General features: G+C 70.2%; 13 protein-coding genes and 2 pseudogenes. 8 read left to right on the plus strand and 7 right to left on the minus strand.

Going from position 1 to position 22,588, the window contains the following annotated elements:
* The 3 genes and pseudogenes from ACFQO7_RS13435 to ssd all read right to left on the minus strand — a co-directional run.
* Positions 1–701, minus strand: a pseudogene (locus ACFQO7_RS13435) (hypothetical protein); the annotation flags it as partial.
* Between the two features lie 5 nt (positions 702–706).
* Positions 707–1,717: pseudogene (locus tag ACFQO7_RS13440) on the minus strand (TadA family conjugal transfer-associated ATPase); the annotation flags it as partial.
* Between the two features lie 19 nt (positions 1,718–1,736).
* Entirely contained in the window at positions 1,737–2,789 is a 1,053-nt protein-coding gene (ssd, locus tag ACFQO7_RS13445) for a septum site-determining protein Ssd (protein WP_376806737.1), read from the minus strand.
* 538 nt (positions 2,790–3,327) lie between these two features.
* On the opposite strand from ssd, the gene ACFQO7_RS13450 reads away from it, so the two are divergent.
* Positions 3,328–4,131 carry an HAD family hydrolase gene (locus ACFQO7_RS13450; protein WP_376806666.1) on the plus strand — a complete coding sequence of 268 codons (804 nt, stop codon included), beginning with the start codon at positions 3,328–3,330 and terminating at the stop codon, positions 4,129–4,131.
* A 298-nt stretch (positions 4,132–4,429) separates the two neighbouring features.
* Here the strand turns inward: ACFQO7_RS13450 and ACFQO7_RS13455 are convergent, their stop codons facing one another.
* The gene (locus tag ACFQO7_RS13455; protein ID WP_376806667.1) at positions 4,430–5,170 is read right to left on the minus strand and encodes a Fic family protein; all 741 of its coding nucleotides are present in this window, start codon (positions 5,168–5,170) and stop codon (positions 4,430–4,432) included.
* 143 nt (positions 5,171–5,313) lie between these two features.
* On the opposite strand from ACFQO7_RS13455, the gene acs reads away from it, so the two are divergent.
* The 7 genes from acs (at position 5,314) to ACFQO7_RS13490 (ending at position 17,197) form a co-directional block, all read left to right on the plus strand.
* Positions 5,314–7,266, plus strand: a complete 1,953-nt coding sequence (gene acs, locus ACFQO7_RS13460) for an acetate--CoA ligase (protein WP_376806668.1) — start codon at positions 5,314–5,316, stop codon at positions 7,264–7,266.
* A gap of 150 nt (positions 7,267–7,416) precedes the next feature.
* Entirely contained in the window at positions 7,417–8,460 is a 1,044-nt protein-coding gene (locus ACFQO7_RS13465) for a LuxR C-terminal-related transcriptional regulator (RefSeq protein ID WP_376806669.1), read from the plus strand.
* 123 nt (positions 8,461–8,583) lie between these two features.
* Positions 8,584–8,814 (plus strand): helix-turn-helix domain-containing protein, encoded by a 231-nt coding sequence (locus tag ACFQO7_RS13470; protein ID WP_360535624.1) that lies wholly within the window; start codon positions 8,584–8,586, stop codon positions 8,812–8,814.
* 321 nt (positions 8,815–9,135) lie between these two features.
* Complete coding sequence (locus tag ACFQO7_RS13475) at positions 9,136–10,269, plus strand: LuxR C-terminal-related transcriptional regulator (RefSeq protein ID WP_376806670.1); 1,134 nt, start codon at positions 9,136–9,138, stop codon at positions 10,267–10,269.
* Positions 10,270–10,274: 5 nt separating this feature from the next.
* Positions 10,275–10,853, plus strand: coding sequence for a hypothetical protein (locus ACFQO7_RS13480; RefSeq protein ID WP_376806671.1), 579 nt, complete (start codon positions 10,275–10,277; stop codon positions 10,851–10,853).
* Positions 10,854–11,236: 383 nt separating this feature from the next.
* A complete protein-coding gene (locus ACFQO7_RS13485) occupies positions 11,237–14,014 on the plus strand; it encodes an immune inhibitor A domain-containing protein (RefSeq protein WP_376806672.1) in 2,778 nt (925 codons plus the stop codon).
* 525 nt (positions 14,015–14,539) lie between these two features.
* A complete protein-coding gene (locus tag ACFQO7_RS13490) occupies positions 14,540–17,197 on the plus strand; it encodes an immune inhibitor A domain-containing protein (protein ID WP_376806673.1) in 2,658 nt (885 codons plus the stop codon).
* A gap of 64 nt (positions 17,198–17,261) precedes the next feature.
* On the opposite strand, the gene ACFQO7_RS13495 is transcribed toward ACFQO7_RS13490, so the two are convergent.
* The 3 genes from ACFQO7_RS13495 to ACFQO7_RS13505 form a co-directional block, all read right to left on the minus strand.
* Positions 17,262–18,773, minus strand: coding sequence for a vanadium-dependent haloperoxidase (locus tag ACFQO7_RS13495; protein ID WP_376806674.1), 1,512 nt, complete (start codon positions 18,771–18,773; stop codon positions 17,262–17,264).
* Positions 18,774–18,923: 150 nt separating this feature from the next.
* Positions 18,924–21,248: an immune inhibitor A domain-containing protein gene (locus ACFQO7_RS13500; RefSeq protein ID WP_376806675.1), complete on the minus strand. Its 2,325-nt coding sequence runs from the start codon at positions 21,246–21,248 to the stop codon at positions 18,924–18,926.
* 150 nt (positions 21,249–21,398) lie between these two features.
* Entirely contained in the window at positions 21,399–22,517 is a 1,119-nt protein-coding gene (locus tag ACFQO7_RS13505; protein WP_376806676.1) for a C45 family autoproteolytic acyltransferase/hydolase, read from the minus strand.
* Positions 22,518–22,588 lie beyond the last annotated feature (71 nt).

Here is a 22,588-nt window from a genome sequence, read left to right on the forward strand (position 1 = left end):
AGGTGACCGAGCCCGATGCCGCCGATCGGCAGCGCGGCGAGCAGCACCGCGGTCAGTTGCGCGCCGGCCGCCTGGGCGTGGGCGGCATCGTCGGCCCGGTCGGCGGCGCGGCACTGCGCCTCCAGCCGTTCCAGCAGGTCGGCCAGGGGTGCACCGGTGCTCGCGGCGAGTCGCTGCGCCGCGTGCACGGCTCGGTCCAGCTCGTCGTCGGGCAGCAGCAGCACCGTGCCCGCGCCGCCGGCCCGCAGTTCCGCCGCGGATGCGGAGAGCAGGTCGAGTGCCCGCCGCCGCTGCCCCGCGTCGCGCCCGGCGGACCGCTGCTCGCGCCACATCCGCAGCGCGAGCAGGGTGTACCCGGCCGCGATCAGCCCACCCACCGGCGAGTCGAGCAGCAGCCACGAACCCACACCCGCCGCCGTCGCGACTGCCCACGCAGGGCGGCGCGACAGGGTCATGCCCGCTCGCCCACCGTTCCAGCCCGCGTGGACGGCCTGCCTGCCGAGGCCCGCACCAGCCGACGTGCCGGAGCCGTCGCGCGGAGGTCGCGCCGTCGCCCGCGCGAGGCGACGCCGCGCGCCGGACGCGAGAACAGGGCCGGTGAGATCACGCAGCCGGACCGCGACGGCACTCCGCCAGGTCGACACCGTCCGGCCGGGCCCGGAGACCGTGTCCGTCCGGTCGGGCCCGGTGGCCGTGTTCATGGCGCTCACCGCTGCGCCGGCCAGGGCGGCGGGGCGACGTCACGAGCGCGCAGCAGTGCGCCGAGTTCGGCGGCCGCGGGCAGCACGCCGCCGTCGCGCCGCCAGACCGGCCGGGCCACCACCAGCCGTTCCGGGCCGTCCGCGGTGAGCAGGCAGACCTCGTCGAGCACCCGGCCCGACGGCGTACGCCGTAAGTGCAGCAGCACCCGGATGGCCGCGGCGACCTGAGCGTGCAGCGCGGGGCGGGGCAGGCCACCGAGCAGCCCGAGCGCCTCCAGCCGCGCGGGCACGTCCGCGGGGGCGTTGGCGTGCAACGTCCCGGCGCTACCCTCGTGGCCGGTGTTGAGCGCGGCCAGCAGATCCACCACCTCGGCACCACGGCACTCGCCGACCACCAGCCGGTCCGGCCGCATCCGCAGGGCCTGGCGCACCAGCTCGGCCAGGCCGACCACGCCCGCACCCTCCACGTTGGAGGTGCGGGCCTGCAGGGTGACCACGTGCGGGTGCGCGGGACGCAGCTCGGCCGAGTCCTCCACCAACACGATGCGTTCCCGGCCGGGCACCGCGGCGAGCATCGCCCCGAGCAGCGTGGTCTTGCCCGATCCGGTGCCGCCGGAGATCAGGAAGGTCAGCCGGGCCGCGACGATCGCCGACAGCAGCCGGGCCGTGTCCGGCGGGACGAGGTCCGCCAACGCCATCGGCCGCTGCCGGAACGTGCGCAATGACAGGTACGGCCCGGCGGTCGCCACCGGCGGCAGCACCGCGTGCAGGCGTGTCCCGTCGGCCAGCCGCGCGTCGACGTACGGCTGCCCGTCGTCGAGCCGCCGCCCGCACGCCGCCGCGAGCCGCTGTGCGAGCCGCCGCACGGCGTCGACCGACGGCATGGTGAACGGTTCACGGACCAGCCCGGATCCCCGATCCGTCCACACCTGCACCCCGTTGACCAGCACGTCGGTCACTTCGGGCGCAGCCAGCAGCGGACCCAACGGCCCGGCCCCGACCAACTCGCTCATGACCTCTCCTCACTGCGCCCGTTCATGCCATGACCTCGCGGATCAGGCGGCCGCACAGGGTGGCCAGGGGGCCGCGGGGCGCGCTGCCCGGGGCGTGGCCGCGTTCGAGCGCGGCGGCCAGGCGCGGCTCCGGTGGCAGCATCCCGGCCAGCGGCAGGCCGAGCGCCCGGGCCAGGTCGTCAGGGCCCAGCCGGCCGGGTGCCGGGCCGCGGACGACCACGGACATCTCGCGCCGGTACGCCGACACGACGTCGACCACCCGGGCCGCCGCCGCGGCGGCACGCAGCTCGGCGGGCACGACGAGCAGCACCCGGTCGGCGGCCTGGAGCACGACGGCCGCGGCGTCGTCGAGGCGGCGGGGCAGGTCGACGACGATCAGGTCGCGGCCGCGCCGGCCGGCGTCGAGTGCGGCGGCCATGGCGTCGGGCGGCAGCGCCGGGGAGATCGGGGTGTCCTCGTCGGGGATGTCGCGGGCGCAGGAGAGCACCACGAGGTCGCCGCGGCTCGGCAGGGCGTCGACGAACGCGGCCGGGTCGACGGGGCCGCTGGCCCTGGCGAGCTGGGGCCAGCGCAGCCCGCGCAGTTCCTCCCAGCCCAGCAGCAGGTCGGCGCCGCCGCCGAGCGGGTTCGCGTCGACGAGCAGGGTGCGCAGCCGGGTGCGGCACGCGGTGACGGCCAGTCCGGCGGCCAGCGCGCTGGCTCCGGCTCCGCCGCGCCCGCCGAGCACGGCCAGCACCCGTCCGGTGCCGGCGGCCGGGGCGCGGCCGATTCCGGCGAGCCGTTCGACGAGCCACGACTCGGCTGCGGGCAGCAGCGCGACGTGTTCGGCCCCGAGCGGCTGGGCGTAGTCCCACGGCCGGGAGTCGGTGCTGTCGCGGCAGACCACGACGACCCCGGCGCGGCGCGGCAGCCGGGCGCGCAGGCAGCCGGGCACCATGTCGCCGCCGATCAGCACCAGCGGGGCGGGCCCGTAGCGCAGGCGCGCCGCGGACAGGTCGTGGGCGACCTCGACCTCGGCGCCCGCGGCGGAGCCCAGCCGCAGCAGGTCGTCGAGCAGGTCGGCGTCGGCGGTCACCAGCAGGGTGCGCGGGGGCGCGGGCGGGGCGAACGGACGGGTCATGCCCGGCACTGTGCTCGGGCGGGGCGGCGCCGGACCAGCGACCGGATCGGCCGCCTGTGGACGGACGGGCGCTTGTGGACAGTGCGCCGATCATCGTGTCGATCTGTTATGCGCGCACGTGAACCGGCAGCCCGTGACCGCCGGGGCGCAGATGACGACGACCCCCGTCCGGGGAGACGGGGGTCGTCCTGGGGTCCGGCTCTCAGGGGGGATGGTGAGCCGGAGCCCGCTCAGCGGCTGCGGGGGGGTGGCACCCGCTGAGGGCTGTTGCGAAAGCATGCCTGACTTGACGGCGCGCCGTCGAGAGGGGTCGGGGCCGACACGCGCCGACACGCCGTAGATGAACCCAAGATCCTACGCTGCGCAATCACTGATTCGCCGCTCAGTAACCAGCGATTGCGCGCATACCTGCGTCCCCTCATACGAGCGACTGCCGCTATCCGACGGACGGGCGGACACCACCGCCGCGAGCACCCGGCTACACTTTCCGACCGTGGGCCGCAGCGCCGCGTTTTTCGACCTGGACAAGACCGTCATCGCGACTTCGAGCGCGCTGGCATTCGGCAGACCGTTCTATCGTGACGGCCTGATCACTAAGCGTGACGTCGTTAAGACGGCGTTCGCCCAGTTCATGTTCAAGCGTGGCGGCGCCGACGACCAGGCCATGGTGCGCACCCGCGACTACATGGCGGAGCTGGTCAAGGGCTGGCGAGTGGACCAGGTCCGCCAGATCGTCAACGAGACGCTGCACGAGCTGATCGACCCGTACATCTACGCCGAGGCGGCGACCCTGATCGAGGAGCACCAGGCGGCCGGCCGCGACATCGTGCTGGTGTCGGCCTCCGGCGAGGAGATGGTGCAGCCCATCGGCGCGCAGCTCGGCGTCAACGACGTCATCGCCACCCGGATGAAGGTCGCCGAAGGCCAGTACACCGGCGAGATCGAGTTCTACGCCGCGGGCGGGGCCAAGGTCGAGGCGGTGCGCAAGCTCGCCGCCGAGCGCGGATACGACCTCGGCGAGTGCTACGCCTACTCGGACTCCATCTCCGACATCCCGCTGCTCGCCGCCGTCGGCCACCCCAGCGCGGTCAACCCGGACAAGGCGCTGCGCCGCGAGGCCAACGAGCGGCGCTGGCCGGTGCTGGAGTTCCGGCACCCGGTCCCGCTGGGCCGCCGCCTGCGCAACCGCCCGGCCGTCCCGGTCGCGGCCGCGCTCGGCATCGGAGTCGGCGTCGCCATCGGCATCGCGTGGTACGGCCGCCGCAAACGCGCCCGTGCCGCGGCTTCTGCCCTCTGACGGGTGATTTGGCTGCCACAACAGCCCCATCAGTCACACATTGGGCGCGAAGCCTGGCCATCACCGCCGAACGGGCGTAGAAAAGTGGTTACGGAAGCATTCTGCAGCTGGAAGTAGCTGGCAGGAGCCGGCTTTCGGGTACGGCCTCCGGGCACCCACGCGCGATCTAGCCGTCGTGAAGGCAAAGTCCCGGTGTGATCTTCGGGTCCACTGAGGGCGGTTGCTAAGAGGTGCACGCCTGGTAACCCGGCAGGAAGTACGCGATGGCGCCGCGAACAGTGCGGCGCCATCCATACTGTCAGCCCACGGCGGACAGGACCGCGTCGCCGACTACGGCGATCTCCGTGCATCCCTGCTCTACCGCGGTGGCGTAGTGGCGCAGCCAGGAGCGCAGGCCGTCGGGGGTGCCGGTGGCGAAGGCCCCGGCGGCGCCGATGTACTCGGGTTCGCGGGCGAGGTGGGCCAGTTCCACGGCGACCAGGCCGCGCGGGTCGAAGCCGCTGCCGACCAGGGTGAGCCGGGCCGCGGCCCGGGCCACGATCCCGTTCACGCCGGGGAAGGGCTCGATCGCCAGCAGCTCGCCGTGCACGACGGCCGCGCGGACCAGCGGACTGCCCGCCTGGGCGGAAACGATCTCCAGCAGGGTGTCCAGCCGGGCGGCGCTGTCCGCGGTCGGCTTGCCCAGCGTGGCGTCGGGCAGCACCCCGGTCCCGGCCAGCAGGTGCAGTTTCGCGAGCACCTGCCGCGGCGCGCCATGCCAGTGCTGGTGCAGGGTGGGCAGCGCCTCGGCGACACGCAGCGCCCCTTGCAGCACCGCGTCCAGCACGGTGCCGCCGCGCACGTCGCTCAGCTCGTACCGGTGGCCTTCCAGCGCGGCGCTGGCCACCGCGCAGCGCAGGCTGATCTCGGCGGCGACCGCGCCACCCTGCCGCCGCAACGCGCGGTGCTTGTAGGCACCGTCCACCGCAGCGCGTGCGCCATTCACCGCAGATTCGACGTCGGCCAGTTTCAACAGCGGTGCCAGCGGATCCATAGTCACAGCCAGAGCGTAACGAAGCCCGGCGGAGAGCAGCCGGGCAAAATAGTTAGGGACCCTTACTGTAAAGGTCGGTCATCGGGCCGTAACATCACCCGGAGACCCAGGTCACATGGCATGACCATCACCCCTAGGGAGGCGCTGTAGTGAGCGAGACCCTCGAAAACCTGCTGCACGAGTCGCGCCGGTTCCCCCCGCCGGCGGAGATCGCCGCGCACGCGAACGTCACCGCCGAGGCTTACGCGCAGGCCGACGCCGACCGGCTGGCGTTCTGGGAGACCCAGGCCAAGCGGCTCGACTGGGCCCGGCCGTGGGACGAGGTACTGGACTGGTCCAACCCGCCGTTCGCGAAGTGGTTCGTCGGCGGTCAGCTCAACATCGCGTACAACTGCCTGGACCGGCACCTGGCCAACGGGCTGGGCGACCGGGTCGCCATCCACTGGGAGGGCGAGCCGGGCGACACCCGCACCATCACGTACGCCGACCTGCACGCCGAGGTGTGCCGCGCGGCCAACGCGCTGACCGAGCTCGGGGTGAACGCGGGCGACCGGGTCGCGATCTACCTGCCGATGATCCCCGAGGCGGCCGTCGCGATGCTGGCCTGCGCCCGCATCGGCGCGACGCACTCGGTGGTGTTCGGCGGCTTCAGCAAGGACGCGCTCGGCGGCCGTATCCAGGACGCCAGCGCCAAGGTCGTCATCACCGCCGACGGCGGCTACCGCCGCGGCGCGCCGAGCGCGCTCAAGCCGACCGTCGACGAGTCCGTGGCCGAGTGCCCGACCGTCGAGAAGGTCCTCGTGGTGCGCCGCACCGGGCAGGACGTCGCCTGGGACGACAGCCGCGACGTGTGGTGGCACGACGCCGTCGGCAACGCCAGCCCCGAGCACGAGGCGCAGCCGTTCGACGCCGAGCACCCGCTGTTCATCCTGTACACCTCCGGCACGACGGCGAAGCCGAAGGGCATCCTGCACACCACCGGCGGTTACCTGACGCAGGCCTCGTACACCCACCACGCGGTGTTCGACCTGAAGCCGGAGACCGACGTCTACTGGTGCACCGCCGACATCGGCTGGGTCACCGGGCACAGCTACATCGTGTACGGCCCGCTCTCCAACGGCGCCACCCAGGTCATGTACGAGGGCACCCCGGACACCCCGCACCGCGGCCGGTTCTGGGAGCTCGTGGAGAAGTACCGCGTCACGATCCTCTACACCGCGCCCACCGCGATCCGCACGTTCGCCAAGTGGGGCGACGACATCCCGGCGCAGTTCGACCTCAGCTCGCTGCGGCTGCTCGGCTCGGTCGGCGAGCCGATCAACCCCGAGGCGTGGATGTGGTATCGCGAGCACATCGGCGGCAACCGGTGCCCGATCGTGGACACCTGGTGGCAGACCGAGACCGGGGCCATCATGATCTCGCCGCTGCCGGGCGTGACCGACTGCAAGCCGGGTTCGGCGATGGGCCCGCTGCCGGGCATCAAGGCCGAGGTCGTCGCCGACGACGGCTCGATCGTGGGCAACGGCGGCGGCGGTTACCTGGCGCTGACCGGCCCGTGGCCGTCGATGCTGCGTACCATCTGGGGCGACGACAAGCGCTTCGTCGAGACGTACTGGTCGCGCTTCGCCGAGCAGGGCTTCTACTTCGCCGGCGACGGCGCCAAGCGCGACGAGGACGGGGCGATCTGGCTGCTCGGCCGGGTCGACGACGTGATGCTGGTGTCCGGCCACAACATCTCCACCACCGAGGTGGAATCGGCGCTGGTCGCCCACCCGGCGGTGGCGGAGGCGGCGGTCGTCGGCGCGACCGACCCGACCACCGGCCAGGCCATCGTCGCCTTCGTCATCCTCAAGGGCGGGGCCGAGGTCGGCGTGCCGGAGCTGCGTGACCACGTCGCCAAGACGCTGGGCCCGATCTGCAAGCCGCGCCAGATCATGCTGGTGACCGAGCTGCCGAAGACCCGGTCCGGAAAGATCATGCGGCGACTCCTGCGCGACGTGGCGGAGAACCGCTCGCTCGGCGACGTCACCACGCTGCAGGACTCCGCGGTGATGAACCTGATCTCCGCGGGCATGCAGTCGAGCAAGTCCGACGAGGACTGACCCTCCCTGAGCAAGGGGCGGCCACCGGTGTCCACCGGTAGCCGCCCCTTTTCGTCACGATCCGACACTGTCGCGGAGTGCTCCGGCTGTCTAAGTTGCTATTGGCCGAACGGACCACCGCCATCGGCCTGGCTACCGGGGGAGGCCGCCATGCTCCACGCGCCGTTCGTGCCGTCACTGATGAAGTGGGGTGTCTCGCCGCAGGCGGACCTCGTCTACCGCACCCTCATCGCCTTCGGCCCCTGGTCCGCGGACCACCTCGGCCGATCGCTGGAGATGAAGGCCCGGCAGGTGCGAGTTGCGCTCGATGAGCTGGTCGCCCTGGGCGCGGCCGTCTCCCAGCCCACCGACGACGCCGATCTGCGGGTATGGGCCGTCCGCGAGCCCGCGTACGTGCTGGCCCGGTTGCGGAACCGAGAGCGTGACACGATGCTGGCCAGGCACCGGATGAATGCCCGCCTCATCCGGGTCTCGCTGCCCAGCATCATGGCCGACGTCGCCCGCTTCACAGGCGAGGGCGTCCACCGGTTCCCCAACCGGGCCGTGTCCCGGCTCAGATACGCGGAGCTGGGAGAAGCCATCCAGCACGAGAACCTCGCTATGATCCCGGATCCCGCCATCGACAACGCCACGGTCAAGCAGGCCGCACCTGTCAGCCGTCGAATGATGTCGCGCGGGGTGGCCGTACTGTGCCTGGGTGTGCCGGCCTCGGCGGAGGACGAGTCGGAGTGGTTCGACGACGAGATGATCAGTTACGGGCAGGAGTATCGCGAGCTGCCCGAGCTGCCCGGCAAGTTCAACATCATCGACCGCAAGACGGTCTACGTTCCGCCCGAGCCCACCGAAAGCACCCGCGGCGCGTGGGAGGTCACCGAGCCGGGTCTCGTCGCCGAACTGAGGGCGCTTTTCCTGCACCACTGGGCGCAGGCCGTGGAGCCGGGCCGTAGTTGGACGCCGCCGCCGGGCCTCAGTCCTCGCGAGCGCATCATCGTGATGCTGCTGGCCAAGGGCCTCACCGACACCGCGGTCGCCAGCAGGCTGGACCTCAGCGTGCGCACCATCGCCTACACCGTGTCCGGGCTCATGGACAGGTACGACGTCACCAACCGCTTCCAGCTCGGCGTGCGGCTGGGCGCCGAAGCGGCATCGCAGGCACCACCCGCCGACGCATCGGCGCAGGCCCGCAGCGAATGACACCGGCGAGGATTGCGCAAACCTGCAACGGCATGCGCAACCCTGGTCTGCGGTCGAAGGCCTGTCTAAGTTGCTCATGTCCGGCCGGGAGGCGCCCGCCGGCAGCGCGATTGGACGCCAGCCATGCCCCTCACTCCCCGCGAACGCAGCATCGTGGCGTTGCTGGCTGCCGGCCACACCGACGCCACGATCGCAGCGCAGCTCGACCTCAGCGTGCGCACCATCGCCTACACGCTGTCCGCACTCATGGACAGGTACGGGGTGACGAACCGGTTCCAGTTGGGGCTGCGGCTCGGTGCGGAATCGGCGCAGGCTGACGACCCCGACGGCCCGGCTGAACCGGAGGACGAGTGAGCGGGCATCCCGCCGCGCCGGGAACCTCGAAGGGGCGGCCACCGGCAGCGGGCCGATGGCCGCCCCTTTCGCCGTCGCCGGTACGTGGTCCCCCGTACCCGCCGAGCGGTGAACCGCCCGGTGCGCACGCACGTGCCCGCGCCGCGGAGACCGATCCGTCGCGCGGTGCCCCCACCGCCGACGTGCCGGGCCTCGTGGCAACCCGTCTCCGCCGATAGCGGAGGTCGTGCCACTGAATCTAGAGCCGGACGGCCCGATCCCCAAGATCAATAGTCGCCGTTGCATGAATCTGCAATCGGCTGGTCGGCCCTGGTAGAGGTTGTGCCGACTGTCTACCTTGCTCATGTACGGTCGGGAACGGATCGTGCAGGCACGGGGGCTCGCGGGGAGGCCGGCATGCTCGATACGCACGTTGTGCCCTCACTGATGAAGTGGGGCGTCTCGCCGCACGCGGATCTCGTGTACCGCACCCTCATCGCTTACGGCCCCTGGCCGGTGGACAGCATCAGCCGCTCCCTGGAGATGCGGCCGCGGCAGGTGCGGGCGGCTCTCGACGAACTGGCCGAGCTGAACGCGGCCGTGCCGGACGGTCCGCTGTCGGGCGGCCGGGCCGGCGACGACCGCCTGTGGTCCAGCCGCCCTCCCGCGCAGGTGCTGTCGCTGCTTCGCGACCGGCACCATCGCGCCGCGCTCGCCCGGGAGCGGCTGCACCATCGCCTGGTCCGGGCGTCGTACCCGAGCCTCGTGCCCGATCCGGCACGCATCCTGGCCGGCGGCGCCCGCCCGCTGGAGGGCGTGGAGCAGACCATGGAACGGCTCGCGGAGGTCTCCGCGACGGAGCGCCACGAGAATCTGGGCATCAATCCGGAGCCGGCCTTCAGCACTGCCCAGGTCAGGGCGGCGGCACCGATGGAGCGCCAGTCCATGGCGCGCGGCGTCGTGATGCGCTGTCTCGGTGTGCCCGCCTCGGCCGAGGACGAATCGGACTGGCACGACGAGGAGATGCGCGGCCACGGCCTGGAGTACCGGGAACTGTCGGAGGTGCCGGGCAAGCTGCTGATCGTCGACCGCGCCACCGCCTTCGTCCGGATCGATCCCGGGAACAGGGCACGTGGCATGTGGGAGATCACCGCACCGGACGTGGTCGCCGACCTCGTCTCCCTCTTCTTCCAGCAGTGGGCCCGCGCCACGGAACCGGCCCGCTTCTGGACACCGCCGGTGGGCCTCACCCCCCGCGAGAACACCGTCGTGGTGATGCTCGCGATGGGCTACACCGACGTCGCCATCGCGTCGAACCTCGACATCAGCGTCCGCACCATCGCCTACACCCTGTCCGGCCTCATGGACAGGTACGCGGTGACGAACAGATTCCAGTTGGGCCTGCGGCTCGGCGCCGAAGCAGCGTCGCAGGCACCGGCTGGGCAGACAGAAGCGCAAGAAACCAACGGGGAGTAACACCAGTGAGAAGTAGCCTCCGCACCATCGCCCTGACCCTGGTGGCGCTGGCCACGGCCGTCGCCGGGACGACGCCCGCCGCCGCCGGCAGCGGCCCGCCACCGTACAAGGTCACCTACTACAAGTGGCTGAGCTGCTCCGATGCCACCGCCAGCACCGCCTCCATCACCTACGCGCAGGCTCACACGACCACCGAGGGCGTGGACGTCCACTGGGCGGAACTCCACGGTGCCATCACCACCTGCCGGCCGGCCGACACGCCTTACGCCTACGCGCTGGCCATGTACGGCAACGGCTACGGCAGCGGTGAGGCTTTCCCGTACGCCTACAGCAACTCGCTCGCGATGGACTACGCGAACTTCATCCGGATCTACCCCGATGTCCAGGCCGTCTGTGTGATCGCGAACGAGACCACTCGCATGGCCTGCGTCTCCGTGGACTGGGTCCCGGCCGAGGCCGGCGTGTTGCCGGTGATCGGCGGCCCGCTGCCGACCGACTCGCCACGGGTCGACGTGCCGGCCGTCACCAACCTGAGAGTGGAGACAGGCGGTCCCGTTCCGCCGGGCTGCATGAAGTGCGGCTGACGGCAGGCGGACGCTGACACCGGCCGGAAGGGGTGGCCCGCTCTCGCGGGTCACCCCTTCCGGCTGTCGAGCAACGTATGCCGCACAGGCACGGCGAAGGATCTGCTGGATCCACCGATCGGCTGATGGTCGGCATCGACACGTGACGCATCCGTGTCACACCGCCGCCGTCGGCTGCCACGGTGGCCTCCGATGTCCGGGCCATGCCTGGCAGTGCCTTCATTTGCGATTGTGAAGTGCTTGCTTCACGTGAGCCGCAACCTCCACCAGCCGCGTGAAGCCGCGTCGGCGTGGGAGGGCAGGCTCCCATGCCTCTCGTCTCCACCTGCTACCGCTACGGCGCTCTACGCCCGCGGCGGAGACCCCCGAGGAATGGAGTGACCATGAAGCACGCCATCCATGCGCGAAGGAGACGTCGGCTATTCGCCGCGGTCCCCGCGCTGGCACTGGCCGCTGTCGGGCTGTACGGCCCGGGAACGGCGAATGCCGTTGCCGCACCGGCCGTGATCAGCCCCAGCGAGTTCTACATCAACTACGCCGAGCCCGCTGTTCAGCCGGACACCACGGGCAAGGAGACCAAGGGCGCCAACGGCATCTACGGCAGCGCGGCCGACAAGACGCGCGCCTTCGACCGCAAGCACGCCAACGGCAACCCGCTCACCGCTCACCAGCTCGCCAAGCTCGAGGCGAAGTCCATCAAGACCGGCAAGAACCCGCGCAATCTCAAGCAGGCGCCGACCACCCAGGTCGCCCGGCTGCTGACGATGCTGGTCGAGTACAGCACCACCGCCAACGACGACTTCTCCAACGTCATGGTGACCAACACGACCGACGCCGACCGCTCCTGCGGCCTCGGCAACATCCAGAACGGTCCGACGAACAACACCATCCCCAACCCGGCGACGCTGTCCCACCCGGACAACAACTCCATGTGGGTGGCGGACTTCAACCAGGACCACTACAACAAGATGCTCTACACCTCGACGGGCATCACCGAGCGCGTCCGCCCCGACCTCACCGGTCCGGACGGCAAGCCGGGCATCGACCTGTCCGGGCTGACCATGCGCAACATGTACCTGGAGATGTCGAAGGGCGCCTACACCGTCGAGGGCGAGGCGACCCCCTGGATCACGCTGCCCCACTCGGAGGCCTGGTACGGCGCCACGCGCTGCTTCCAGGACGAGAACGGCGCCTGGCAGATGCCGGCCATCCAGTCGATGAACGGCCACCCGGACAACCCGCTGGGCGCGCAGAAGATGGCCATGGACGCGGTGGACGCGCTCGCCGCGGCCCAGCCGAACTTCCCGTGGGCCGACTACGACATCGAGGACCAGGGCGACCGGGACGGCGACGGCAACTTCTACGAGCCGGACGGCGTCATCGACCACCTGGTCATGGTGCACGCGGGTGAGGACAAGTCCGGCGGCGGCGGCGCACAGGGCGCGTACGCCATCTGGGCGCACTCGTCCGCGGTCGCGGGCGGCTACACCATCCCCGGCACGAACCTGAAGGTGTCGAACTACATCGTGCAGCCCGAGGACTCGGGCGTGGGCGTCTTCGCTCACGAGTACGGCCACGACCTCGGTCTGCCGGACCTGTACGACACCTCCGGCGCGGGTGAGTCGGACATCGACTTCTGGGACCTGATGTCCTCGGGTTCGCACTCGGGCCCGATCTTCCAGGCGATGCCGACGCACATGGGCCTGTGGGACAAGTGGGTGCTCGGCTGGGCCGACCCGCTGGTCCTCGCGCCCGGCGCCACGGACCGCGACGTGCAGCTGGGCCAGACCTCGCGCACGCCGAAGGGCACCAAGGACGGCATCAAGATCGACCTGCCGCCGAAGACCATCACGCTGGCGACCGCCCACAGCGGCGCCAACATGTGGTACGCGGGCACCGACCAGGACTGGGCCGACATCAAGATCGCGCGTGAGGTGGCGGTTCCCGCCGCGGCCGACGCGAAGTTCTGGATGTGGAACAACTACGTCATCGAGGAGGACTGGGACTTCGGCTTCGTCGAGGTCTCGACCGACGGCGGCAACACCTGGACCGACCTCAAGATCTACGACGAGGCCGGCAACCTGGTGTCCACCGACGACGGCTACTCGGACCCGAACGGCAACATGGCGACGTTCCAGAACCGCTATGGCCTGACCGGCGACAGCCACGGCTGGCGTCACGACTACGTCGACCTGTCGGCGTACGCGGGCACCACGGTGCAGGTCCGCCTGCGCCAGGCCACCGACGCCGCCGCACAGGAGCGCGGCTGGTTCTCCGACGACTTCTCGGTCACCGGCGGCGGCAGCACCACCTGGAGTGACGACGTCGAGAACGGCGCCGCGGGCTGGACCGCGACCGGCGGCACCTGGGTCGACACCACCGGCCCCGGCTGGCGGATCGACACCGGCACCTCCGTGAAGGCGCACTACTACCTGGCCGAGTGGCGCAACTACGACGGGTTCGACAAGGGCCTGCAGTACGCCTACGACAGCACCTACCTGCGCGAAGGCGCGTGGAAGGTCGAGAAGGTCAAGTACAACGCACCCGGCATGCTGGTGTGGTACCGCGACACCACGTTCGGCAGCAGCAACGCGGTGACGGCTGCCGTGACCGCGATGCCGAGCACCGGCGCCAAGGGCGGCCTGCTCATCGTGGACTCGCACTTCGACCCGTTCCGCCGCAGCGGCGTCGCGGCCACGAAGGACCCGTCCACGCTGAAGAACCTGCAGGGTCGGCCGCAGTCGTCCAACGCGGCGTTCACGCTGCACGCGACGTACCCGTTCCAGGAGTGCCTGGAGGCGAGCGGCGAGCCGTTCAGCGAGTACTGCACGTCCTTCGGGGCGCAGCCCGGCGTGGCGACGTTCACCGACGCCAAGGGCTGGGTGCCGGGCCTCGAACTGCGTGGCAGCAGCCTGTTCCACCGGGACGTCGACGCCTCCGTCGTCATCCCGTCGGCGGGCAACGTGCCCTACACCACCCGGATCGTCAACCCCGACGGCACTCCCGCGACCGGCGTCTACGGCGTCGACCTCGGGTTCACCGTGCTGGGCACCGGTAACCCGGGCGACCAGGGCGTGTCCTACGGCGTGACGATCACGATCGTGCGCGCCGCGAAGGACAACTCGTACGCCACCGTGCACGTCACGCCCGCGAACGGCTGACCGCACACCGCACCTTCGCACCATCGACGAAGAGGGCGACCCGCATCCGGCGGGTCGCCCTCTTCGGCTTCCATGGCAGGTCAGCCAACGGCTGACATACGGTCGATGACATTCGGGTCGCGGGCACCCTACAACCGCATCCACCGTTCGGCTGATGTCCGCATGTCGTAATGGGACAACAAACATCAACCGTTTGATCCGAAGCGATCCGATGTCCGGACCATGCGTCGTAGTGCATTCATTTGCGATTGTGAAGTGCTTGCTTCACGTGAGTCGCAGAACTCCATCCGCCACGTGAAGCCGCGCATGGCGTGGGAGGGCAGGCTTTCACGCCTCTCGTCTCCACCTGTTACCGCCCCGGCACCCCCTGCCTGGGCGGACACCCCGAGGAATGGAGTGACCATGAAGCACGCCATCCATGCGCAACGGAAACGGCGGCTACTAGCTGCCGTTCCAGCGCTGGCACTGGCAGCTGTCGGGCTGACCGCACCCACAGCGGCCACCGCCGCCGCGGGTCCGACGGCCGTGATCAGCCCGAGCGAGTTCTACATCAACTACGCCGAGCCCGCGATCCAGCCGGACACCACGGGCAAGGAGACCAAGGGCGCGGGCGGCGTCTACGGTGCCAAGGAAGACAAGACCCGTGCCTTCGACAAGAAGCACGCGGCCGGCAACCCGCTCACCGCGCACCAGCTGGCGAAGCTCGAAGCGAAGTCCATCAAGGAGCGCAAGAGCCCTCGCAAGATCAAGCAGGCGCCGACCACCCAGGTCGCCAAGCTGCTGACGATGCTGGTCGAGTACAACCCGAACGCCAACGACGACTTCACCGGCGAGATGGTGACGTCGTCGACGGATGCTGACCGGACCTGCGTTCCGGGCACCGTCCAGAACGGTCCGCTGCACAACGGCATCCCGAACCCCGCGACGATGTCCCACCTGGACAACAACTCGATGTGGGTCAAGGATTTCAACCAGGACCACTACAACAAGATGCTCTACACCTCGAAGGGCATCACCGAGCGCGTGCGTACGGACCTCAAGGGCCCGGACGGCAAAAAGGGCATCGACCTCACCGGTCTGACCATGCGCAACATGTACCTGGAGATGTCGAAGGGCGCCTACACCGTCGAGGGCCAGGCCACCCCGTGGATCACCCTGCCCCACTCCGAGGGCTGGTACGCCGCGACGACCTGCTACCAGGACGAGAACGGCGCCTGGCAGATGCCGGCGATCCAGTCGATGAACGGTCACCCGGACAACCCGCTCGGCCCGCAGCAGATGGCGATGGACGCGGTCACCGCCCTCGCCGCCGCTCAGCCGAACTTCCCCTGGGCTGACTACGACATCGAGGACCAGGGCGACCGGGACGGCGACGGCAACTTCTACGAGCCGGACGGCGTCATCGACCACCTGGTGCTGGTGCACGCGGGTGAGGACAAGTCCGGCGGCGGCGGTGCCCAGGGCACCTACGCCATCTGGGCGCACTCCTCGGCCGTGGCCGGCGGTTACTCGATCCCGGGTACCAACCTGAAGATCTCCAACTACATCGTGCAGCCCGAGGACTCGGGCGTGGGCGTGTTCGCCCACGAGTACGGCCACGACCTCGGTCTGCCGGACCTGTACGACACCTCCGGCGCCGGCGAGTCCGGCATCGACTTCTGGGACCTCATGTCCTCGGGTTCGCACTCGGGACCGATTTTCCAGTCGATGCCGACCCACATGGGCATCTGGGACAAGTGGGTGCTCGGCTGGGCCGACCCGCAGGTCATCAGCCCCGGAGCGGGTACGCAGAACGTGAAGCTGGGCCAGACCTCGCGCACGCCTGTCGGCACCCAGGACGGCATCAAGATCGACCTGCCGCCGAAGACCATCACGCTGGCCACCGCCCACAGCGGTGCCAACATGTGGTACGCGGGTGCTGAGCAGGACTGGGCCGACATCAAGATCTCGCGTTCGGTGGACGTGCCCAATGCGGCCGACGCGAAGTTCTGGATGTGGAACAACTACGTCATCGAAGAGGACTGGGACTACGGCTTCGTCGAGGTCTCGACCGACGGCGGCGCCACCTGGACCGACCTCAAGATCTACGATGAGGCCGGCAACCTGGTGTCCACGGACGACGGTTACGCCGACCCCAACGGCAACATGCACACGTTCCAGAACCGCTACGGCCTGACCGGCGACAGCCACGGCTGGCGTCACGACTACGTCGACCTGTCGGCGTACGCGGGCACCACGGTGCAGGTCCGCCTGCGCCAGGCGACCGACGCGGCCTTCCAGGAGCGCGGCTGGTTCTCCGATGACTTCTCGGTCACCGGCGGCGGCAGCACCACCTGGAGCGACGACGTCGAGAGCGGTGCGAACGGCTGGACCGCGACCGGCGGCACGTGGACCGACACGACCGGCGGCACCTGGCGGATCGACACCGGCACCTCGGTGAAGGCCCACTACTACCTGGCCGAGTGGCGTAACTTCGACGGGTTCGACAAGGGCCTGCAGTACGCCTACGACAGCACCTACCAGCGCGACGGCGCGTGGAAGGTCGAGAAGATCAAGTACAACGCGCCCGGCATGCTGCTGTGGTACCGGGACACCACCTTCGGCAGCACCAACCACGTGACGGCCAACCTGACGGCGCTGCCGAGCGTCGGCGCCAAGGGCGGCCTGCTGCTGGTGGACTCGCACTACGACCCGTTCCGCCGGTCCGGCGTGGCGGCCACGAAGGACACGTCGACCCTGAAGAACCTGCAGGGCCGGCCGCAGTCGTCGAACGCGGCGTTCACGCTGCACGCGACGTACCCCTTCAAGGAGTGCCTGGAGGTCGCGGCGGAGCCGTTCGTCGAGTACTGCACCAAGTTCAAGGCGCAGAAGGGTGTCGCTTCCTTCACCGACGCCAAGGGCTGGGTGCCGGGCCTCGAGCTGCGTGACGGCAGCCTGTTCTACCGGGACGCCGACGCTTCCGTCGTCATCCCGTCGGCGGGCAACGCGCCGTACACCACCCGGATCGTCAACCCCGACGGCACGCCCGCGACCGACGTCTACGGCACCGACCTCGGGTTCACCATCCTCGGCACCGGCAACCCCGGTGACGCGGCGGTGGCCAACGGCGTCAAGCTGACGCTGCTGTGGGCGACGCACGACAACGCCTACGCCTACGTGCAGGTCACGGCGGCGAACGGCTGATCCGGCAACACTGAACAAAAAGGGGCCACCGGCATCACGCCGGTGGCCCCTTCTGCGTCGGCCGTCAGCGCACGTTCAGCAACGCCGTCTCATTGGCGGCCTCCAAGCACATGTACTCCTCGTAGGCGCCCGCCGACACCAGCGCGGCGCCAGCGCCGTGGCAGGCGGACATGTCGGAGTACAGGCCGTGCTCCTGCCACTGGGTGAGCTCGTGCGCGAACACGTGGTCGGCCACGCTGTCCCCGGTCGCCAGCCCGAAGTCGGCGTCGAACCGGTAGTGCACGCCCAGGTAGATCCGGCTGAGCGCGTTCTCCGTGGCGGCCGCCGAGATGCTGGTGAACGTGCGGACCACGCCCACCGCGTGCGGGTCCTCCGTGGTCGCCGTCCAGGTGACCGCGTCGGTGCCGAGGTAGGCCTGCATGACACCCGCCCAGGCCCCGGCAAACGTCGCGTGACCGGAGATGTACGCCGGGAACGGCGGGCTGAAGTGCGCCCCGCTCGCGGTCGCGGAAAGCGGCTGCCACGCCGGGTCCGCCACGGTCGCGGCGTTACCGTCGGTGTCGGCCAGGCGCACCGCCGACTCCGGCCGCCACAGGTCGATCGCCGTACGGTACTTCGCGTCCCAGGACGCCACGCCCGCGTCGGCCATCGCGATCGCGACCAGCGCGAACAGCCGCACCGTCTCGGTCTGGCCGAGCCCGCGCTGCTGCGCCAGGATCGCGGTGTGCGCGAACAGCTGGCCCGGCGGCTTGTAGGTGCCGTCGAGGTCGTTGGCCCAGAACCAGGCGAGCTGCGTCTGGTCCGCGGTGCGGGTCGTGGACGTCGCCGAGCCGAAGCTCTTGATCTCGTTGACCTGCGCCGCGTATCCGGCGCTGGCCAGCAGCGTCGAGTAGCTCGCGTAGCCGAGCGGCAGCTGCGGCCGGAACTGCGACCCGGAGGTCAGGCTGAACGGCGTGATCGCGCCCCAGTTCGGCGTCGCGGCCGAGCCGGACCCGGTGTTGCGCCACGCGCCCGGCACGGTGCCCTCGGTGTACGGCGTGGTGTCCGTGGAGCCGTCGCCGGTCCGCGCGTTCTTCATCGCCAAGGCGGCCTGCTGGCCGATGTACACGGCCTCCTTCTGGTTGTTGCTCGTGCCGACACCCTCCTGCGCGGTCGCCAGGTCGGCGTCGAAGTTCAGCGACGGGTACAGGTTGCGCAGCACGTTCACCGCCGCGTAGTCGATCGCGGTGCTCAAAACGGGCGCGCTCGCCCCGGCGTACTTCACCGTGGTGACGTTGATGAGGTACTTCTTGCCGAGGCAGGTGTCCAGCACCGGGTTGGCGGTCAGCCCCAGGCGGCAGCTCGCCGAGTTGGCGGCGTCCCACATGGCCGCGTGCATCATCGCTCCCGCGCGGGCCAGCGGGCCGGGTGCGCCGCCGACCGTGCGGTAGGCGCGCAGCAGCACCTGGTTCCAGTAGACCGTGTGATCGGCGGGTGGCACGGCGTGCGCCGCCTGTGCCGGGAAAACGGCGGTGCCGACCGCCGCGACGACCAGTGTGAGGGCAGCGAGCAGCCCACGACTTCGCAGTCGTTTCACGTGTTTCCTCCCCGTGGAATTGAATTATTTCCATACAATAGGAGGGTGCGGGTGAGGCGACTGTCCGGTTCGATAAACAATCGGTAACGACACGCGCACAGAAAAGGGGCCCACCCCAACGGATGGGCCCCTTCGGCTATACGCGATGGGTCAGTTCTTGACCTGGAGCAGCATCACCGGTGCGGGACCGGTGAGCTCCAGCCAGACCGAGATCTTGACACCGTTGCCGGCCACCTTGACCGAGCCCCACGGGTTCGACGCCGACCAGTAGCGGTTCGGGTCGGAGTCGTCGAACGTCGGGATGCCGTTGCTCGCCGGCACCGTCACCGGCACGCCGTTGCGGTGGAACGTCACCGCGTCGGTCTTCTGCAGGCCGAACACGGCATCCCACGGCTGCCGGCGGTTGGTCAGCTTGCACAGGCCGTCCGGGTTGCCGCCGCCGCCGCAGGTCACGCCCGGCCACGAGACCGGCGTGGGACGGGCGTCGACCGGGAGCACCAGGCCGGTGCCCGCTCGGTCCGTGCCCGAGGTGTTGTTGTTGCCGTAGCGGTAGTTCACGTACCAGACCAGCAGGCCGTCCTGGAACGGGAACCGCTCGACCCAGTCGGGCTTCGTGTTGGCCCAGCCGAACTGGTAGGGACCGGTCTTGAGGTTCTTGTCGTAACCGGTGTACGTGCGGTATTCGGCCAGGTAGTAGCGCGGGTAGACGGCGGTGTGGCTGCCGTTGATGCGCAGGAAGCCCTTCGCCGTCCACGCGCCCTCGCCGGCCTCGACATCGTCGACGAACCCGTTCGGGCCGTCGGTGACCAGCTTGATGTCGTCCAGGAAGGCGCCCTTGCCGGCGACGCCGCCGTCGGTCTGGTAACGGAACCGGAAGTCGACCACCTTGCCGAGCCACGGCGTGAGGTCGTAGCTCAGGTCGGTCCACGCGCTGGTGCCGCCGAGGCCGGGAGACTTGATCTTCTGCCAGCTCGCGCCGTTGTCGGCGCTGATCTCGCCGTAGAGCCAGTCGTAGCCCTGCTCGATGTCGTACTCCGCCTTCGCCGTCAGCGCGGCCGTGGTCGCCCCGGTCAGGTCGAGCTTGCGGCGCAGCGTGTTGCGCAGGTCGTCACCACTGCCGGTCCACCACTCCCAGCTGCCGCCGAACGGGGTGTTCCACTGCGTGGTCGCCGTCTGGTCGGGCAGCGGCACGAGGACCGCCTGCGGCAGGCCCTCCGGGGTCGCCGCCGAACCGAGCGAGACCAGCTTGGTCTTGCCGTCCTCGACGACCTTGTAGTCCAGCCAGCCGAGGAACAGCTTCTCCCACGGGCCCATGTAGCCCGGCGAGGTGCCGATGCTGTCCAGACCCTTGTTGAGCCAGGAGCCGCCCGACATGACGGTCCAGAAGCCGGTGCCGTTGTCGCCGCCGTTCGTGTCGTACAGGTCCGGCAGGCCCAGGTCGTGGCCGTACTCGTGGACGAAGACGCCGAGGCCGCCGTTCTCCGGCTCGGTGGTGTAGTCGCCGACCCAGAAGCCCGTGTCGCCGATCGGGGCGCCGCCCAGCTTGTTGTTCGCCGGGCCGGTGGCGCCCTCCTCGGTCTGGTTCACGTACCAGCGGTGCGACCAGATGGCGTCGGGCCCCTGCGCGCCGCCCCCGGCCTCTTCGCCCTCCCCGGCGTGGATCGCCTGGAAGTGGTCGATGTAGCCGTCCGGCTCGTTGAAGTTGCCGTCCTCGTCGTGGTCGTACCGGTCCCAGACGTCGAACTTGGACAGGTAGGCGGCGATGTCGGCGCTCGACTTGCCGGCCGCACGCTGCGAGTCGTACCAGGCGGTGAGGGTGTCCTCGATGAACGGCCAGGCCGTGTCGGTGTCGTCGTAGCCGTTGGGGTTCGGCACGTCGCCCCAGTTGTAGCCGTACCGGGCCTCGTTGTAGGGCACCTTCACCCAGTCGGTGACGTCGCCCTTGACCGAGTACTTGCCGCCGGACTGCTTGTAGTAGAAGTCGGCCATCGACTCGCCGGGACCATTGATCATCTTCTCGAAGTGGGCCCGATTGAAGTCCGGCGCCCAGTACGTGGAGTTGTCGTTGGCCCGGTCGGGCTGCGGGATCATGTTGCGCAGCGGGCCGGGCGTGCCGGCCGTGCCGTCCGGCCCGACCTGGTCGCCAAACTCCACCAGGATGGTGAGGATCGGATCGACCTTGTCGGCCTTCTTCTTCAGCTCGGCCCACTTGCCCTTGCCGACCTGCACGACCTCGGAGCCGTTGCGCTGCACCGGCTTGGCCTTGCCCGACACCACGTCGGCGATGGCCTGCTTCAGGGTCTCCTGCCGCTGCTTGTTCAGCGGGTTGGGCAGGTTGTCCGCCCGGCTGACAGCGGCCGGCTCGGTGACACGGGCGGCCGGCTGCGGTGCGCCGTTCGCGGGTGCTGCCGCGAGGCTGCCGGCCACCAGCGCTGCCGCGATCCCGACCGCGCTGCCGATTCTGTGGATTCGCAAAGGGTCCTCCCTCCCTTGGCGGAGACGAATCCAGGCAGCGCCGGGCAGGGGTGAGCCAGGGGGCCCGGGTTCGTCAATATGTGAAAGCAGCCTTGCATATGTGCAAGTCGATGTCATCACCCTGCGCCACGGGATATTCCGCCGTCCACATCAGAGGGAGTAAGTGATGCCCTCTCCGCCCGTACAGGGCGGTCCGGGAACAAGACGGATGAACCGGTCATCCAAATCCATGAAAACGGTCCAGATCGTCTCCGAGCGATCGTCCTCGGCATCCCGCTCGTCGGCATGGCGACAGATGGCCACCGGATGGCTGTGGTGGTCCTGCAGCACCGCCCGCAGATCGGCCGGAGTCAGCGGGTTCGGCACCGCTTCCAGCAGCCGGCGGGCCCGCGCCGAGCGGAACAGCGACGAACCGCCCCAGTCCTTGATCGTGTCGTACACCGGCAGGACCGTCTCGAAGTGGTTGGCGTGCGCCAGCACCCCGTCCACCGGGTGCAGCCATCCCGCATCGCCCGGTGCCAACTCCAGGTCGATCAGCTCGCCGCCGCCTGGATACGCCTGGCCGATCAGCAGGTTGATGGAGGCCGACCGCGGTGCCCGCATCGCGTTGCGGATCGCCCACGACAGGGAGTCCGCCTCCAGCACCGACCGCAGCAGCACGTGGTACGGCACCCCGCCGGGCCGGCCGTCCCGGTCGCAGCCGAGCAGGTTGACACACACCCCGACCCCGGCCGAGTTGAGCCCCGTCTTGGCGAGCATGCCCGCCTCGGTCAGGGTGATCACCTCGTGACCGCGCTCGTCCCGGGTGATCAGCAGGAGATTGACGTCCCGGTGTCCCGGGTGCCAGTCCCAGTTCTGCGCGAGCAGGGTGCGCCCGCCTGCACTGCGCGGCCCGAGCACGCCCAGGCTGGTGCACTCCCCCCGGTCACCGCCTGCGGTCCCGGACGCTCCGGGTGAGCCGCAGGCCGGCGCGCCGTAGAGCAGCTCGGAGCGGGCGTTGATCGCGTAGATCAGCTCGGCGGCGACGGCCGCGCCCCGGGCGACCCCGTCGAGCATCGCCGCGAGGCGGGGGAAGTGGCCCAGCGTCGTCGCGCGGAACGCCGCGCCCTGCGCGGTCACCGCTGCCAGGTCCAGCCCGGCGGCCCGGGAGAACCGGTCGAGGTAGGCCGACACGTTCAGGTTGATCAGTTCGGCGGCGGCCCGGCCGTACGCCGTGCCCATCTCCTCGGGGGTGCCGCTGACGTCGACCACGGTCAAGGGGGTGTTCATGCCCGGCCACTCTGCCGCACCCGCCGCCCGGCGCGCCAGCGTGAAAGCCGCCGGTCCCGGTGCACCGGCGG

Source organism: Catellatospora aurea, assembly GCF_042663325.1.
Lineage (GTDB): Bacteria > Actinomycetota > Actinomycetes > Mycobacteriales > Micromonosporaceae > Catellatospora > Catellatospora aurea.

Bases quoted from the DNA above. Each gene is read 5' to 3' on its own strand.
- ACFQO7_RS13465 (WP_376806669.1), top strand. From the start codon at position 7,417: ATGCTCCACGCGCCGTTCGTGCCGTCACTGATGAAGTGGGGTGTCTCG.
- ACFQO7_RS13470 (WP_360535624.1), top strand. From the start codon at position 8,584: ATGCCCCTCACTCCCCGCGAACGCAGCATCGTGGCGTTGCTGGCTGCC.
- ACFQO7_RS13485 (WP_376806672.1), top strand. From the start codon at position 11,237: ATGAAGCACGCCATCCATGCGCGAAGGAGACGTCGGCTATTCGCCGCG.
- ACFQO7_RS13505 (WP_376806676.1), bottom strand. From the start codon at position 22,517: ATGAACACCCCCTTGACCGTGGTCGACGTCAGCGGCACCCCCGAGGAG.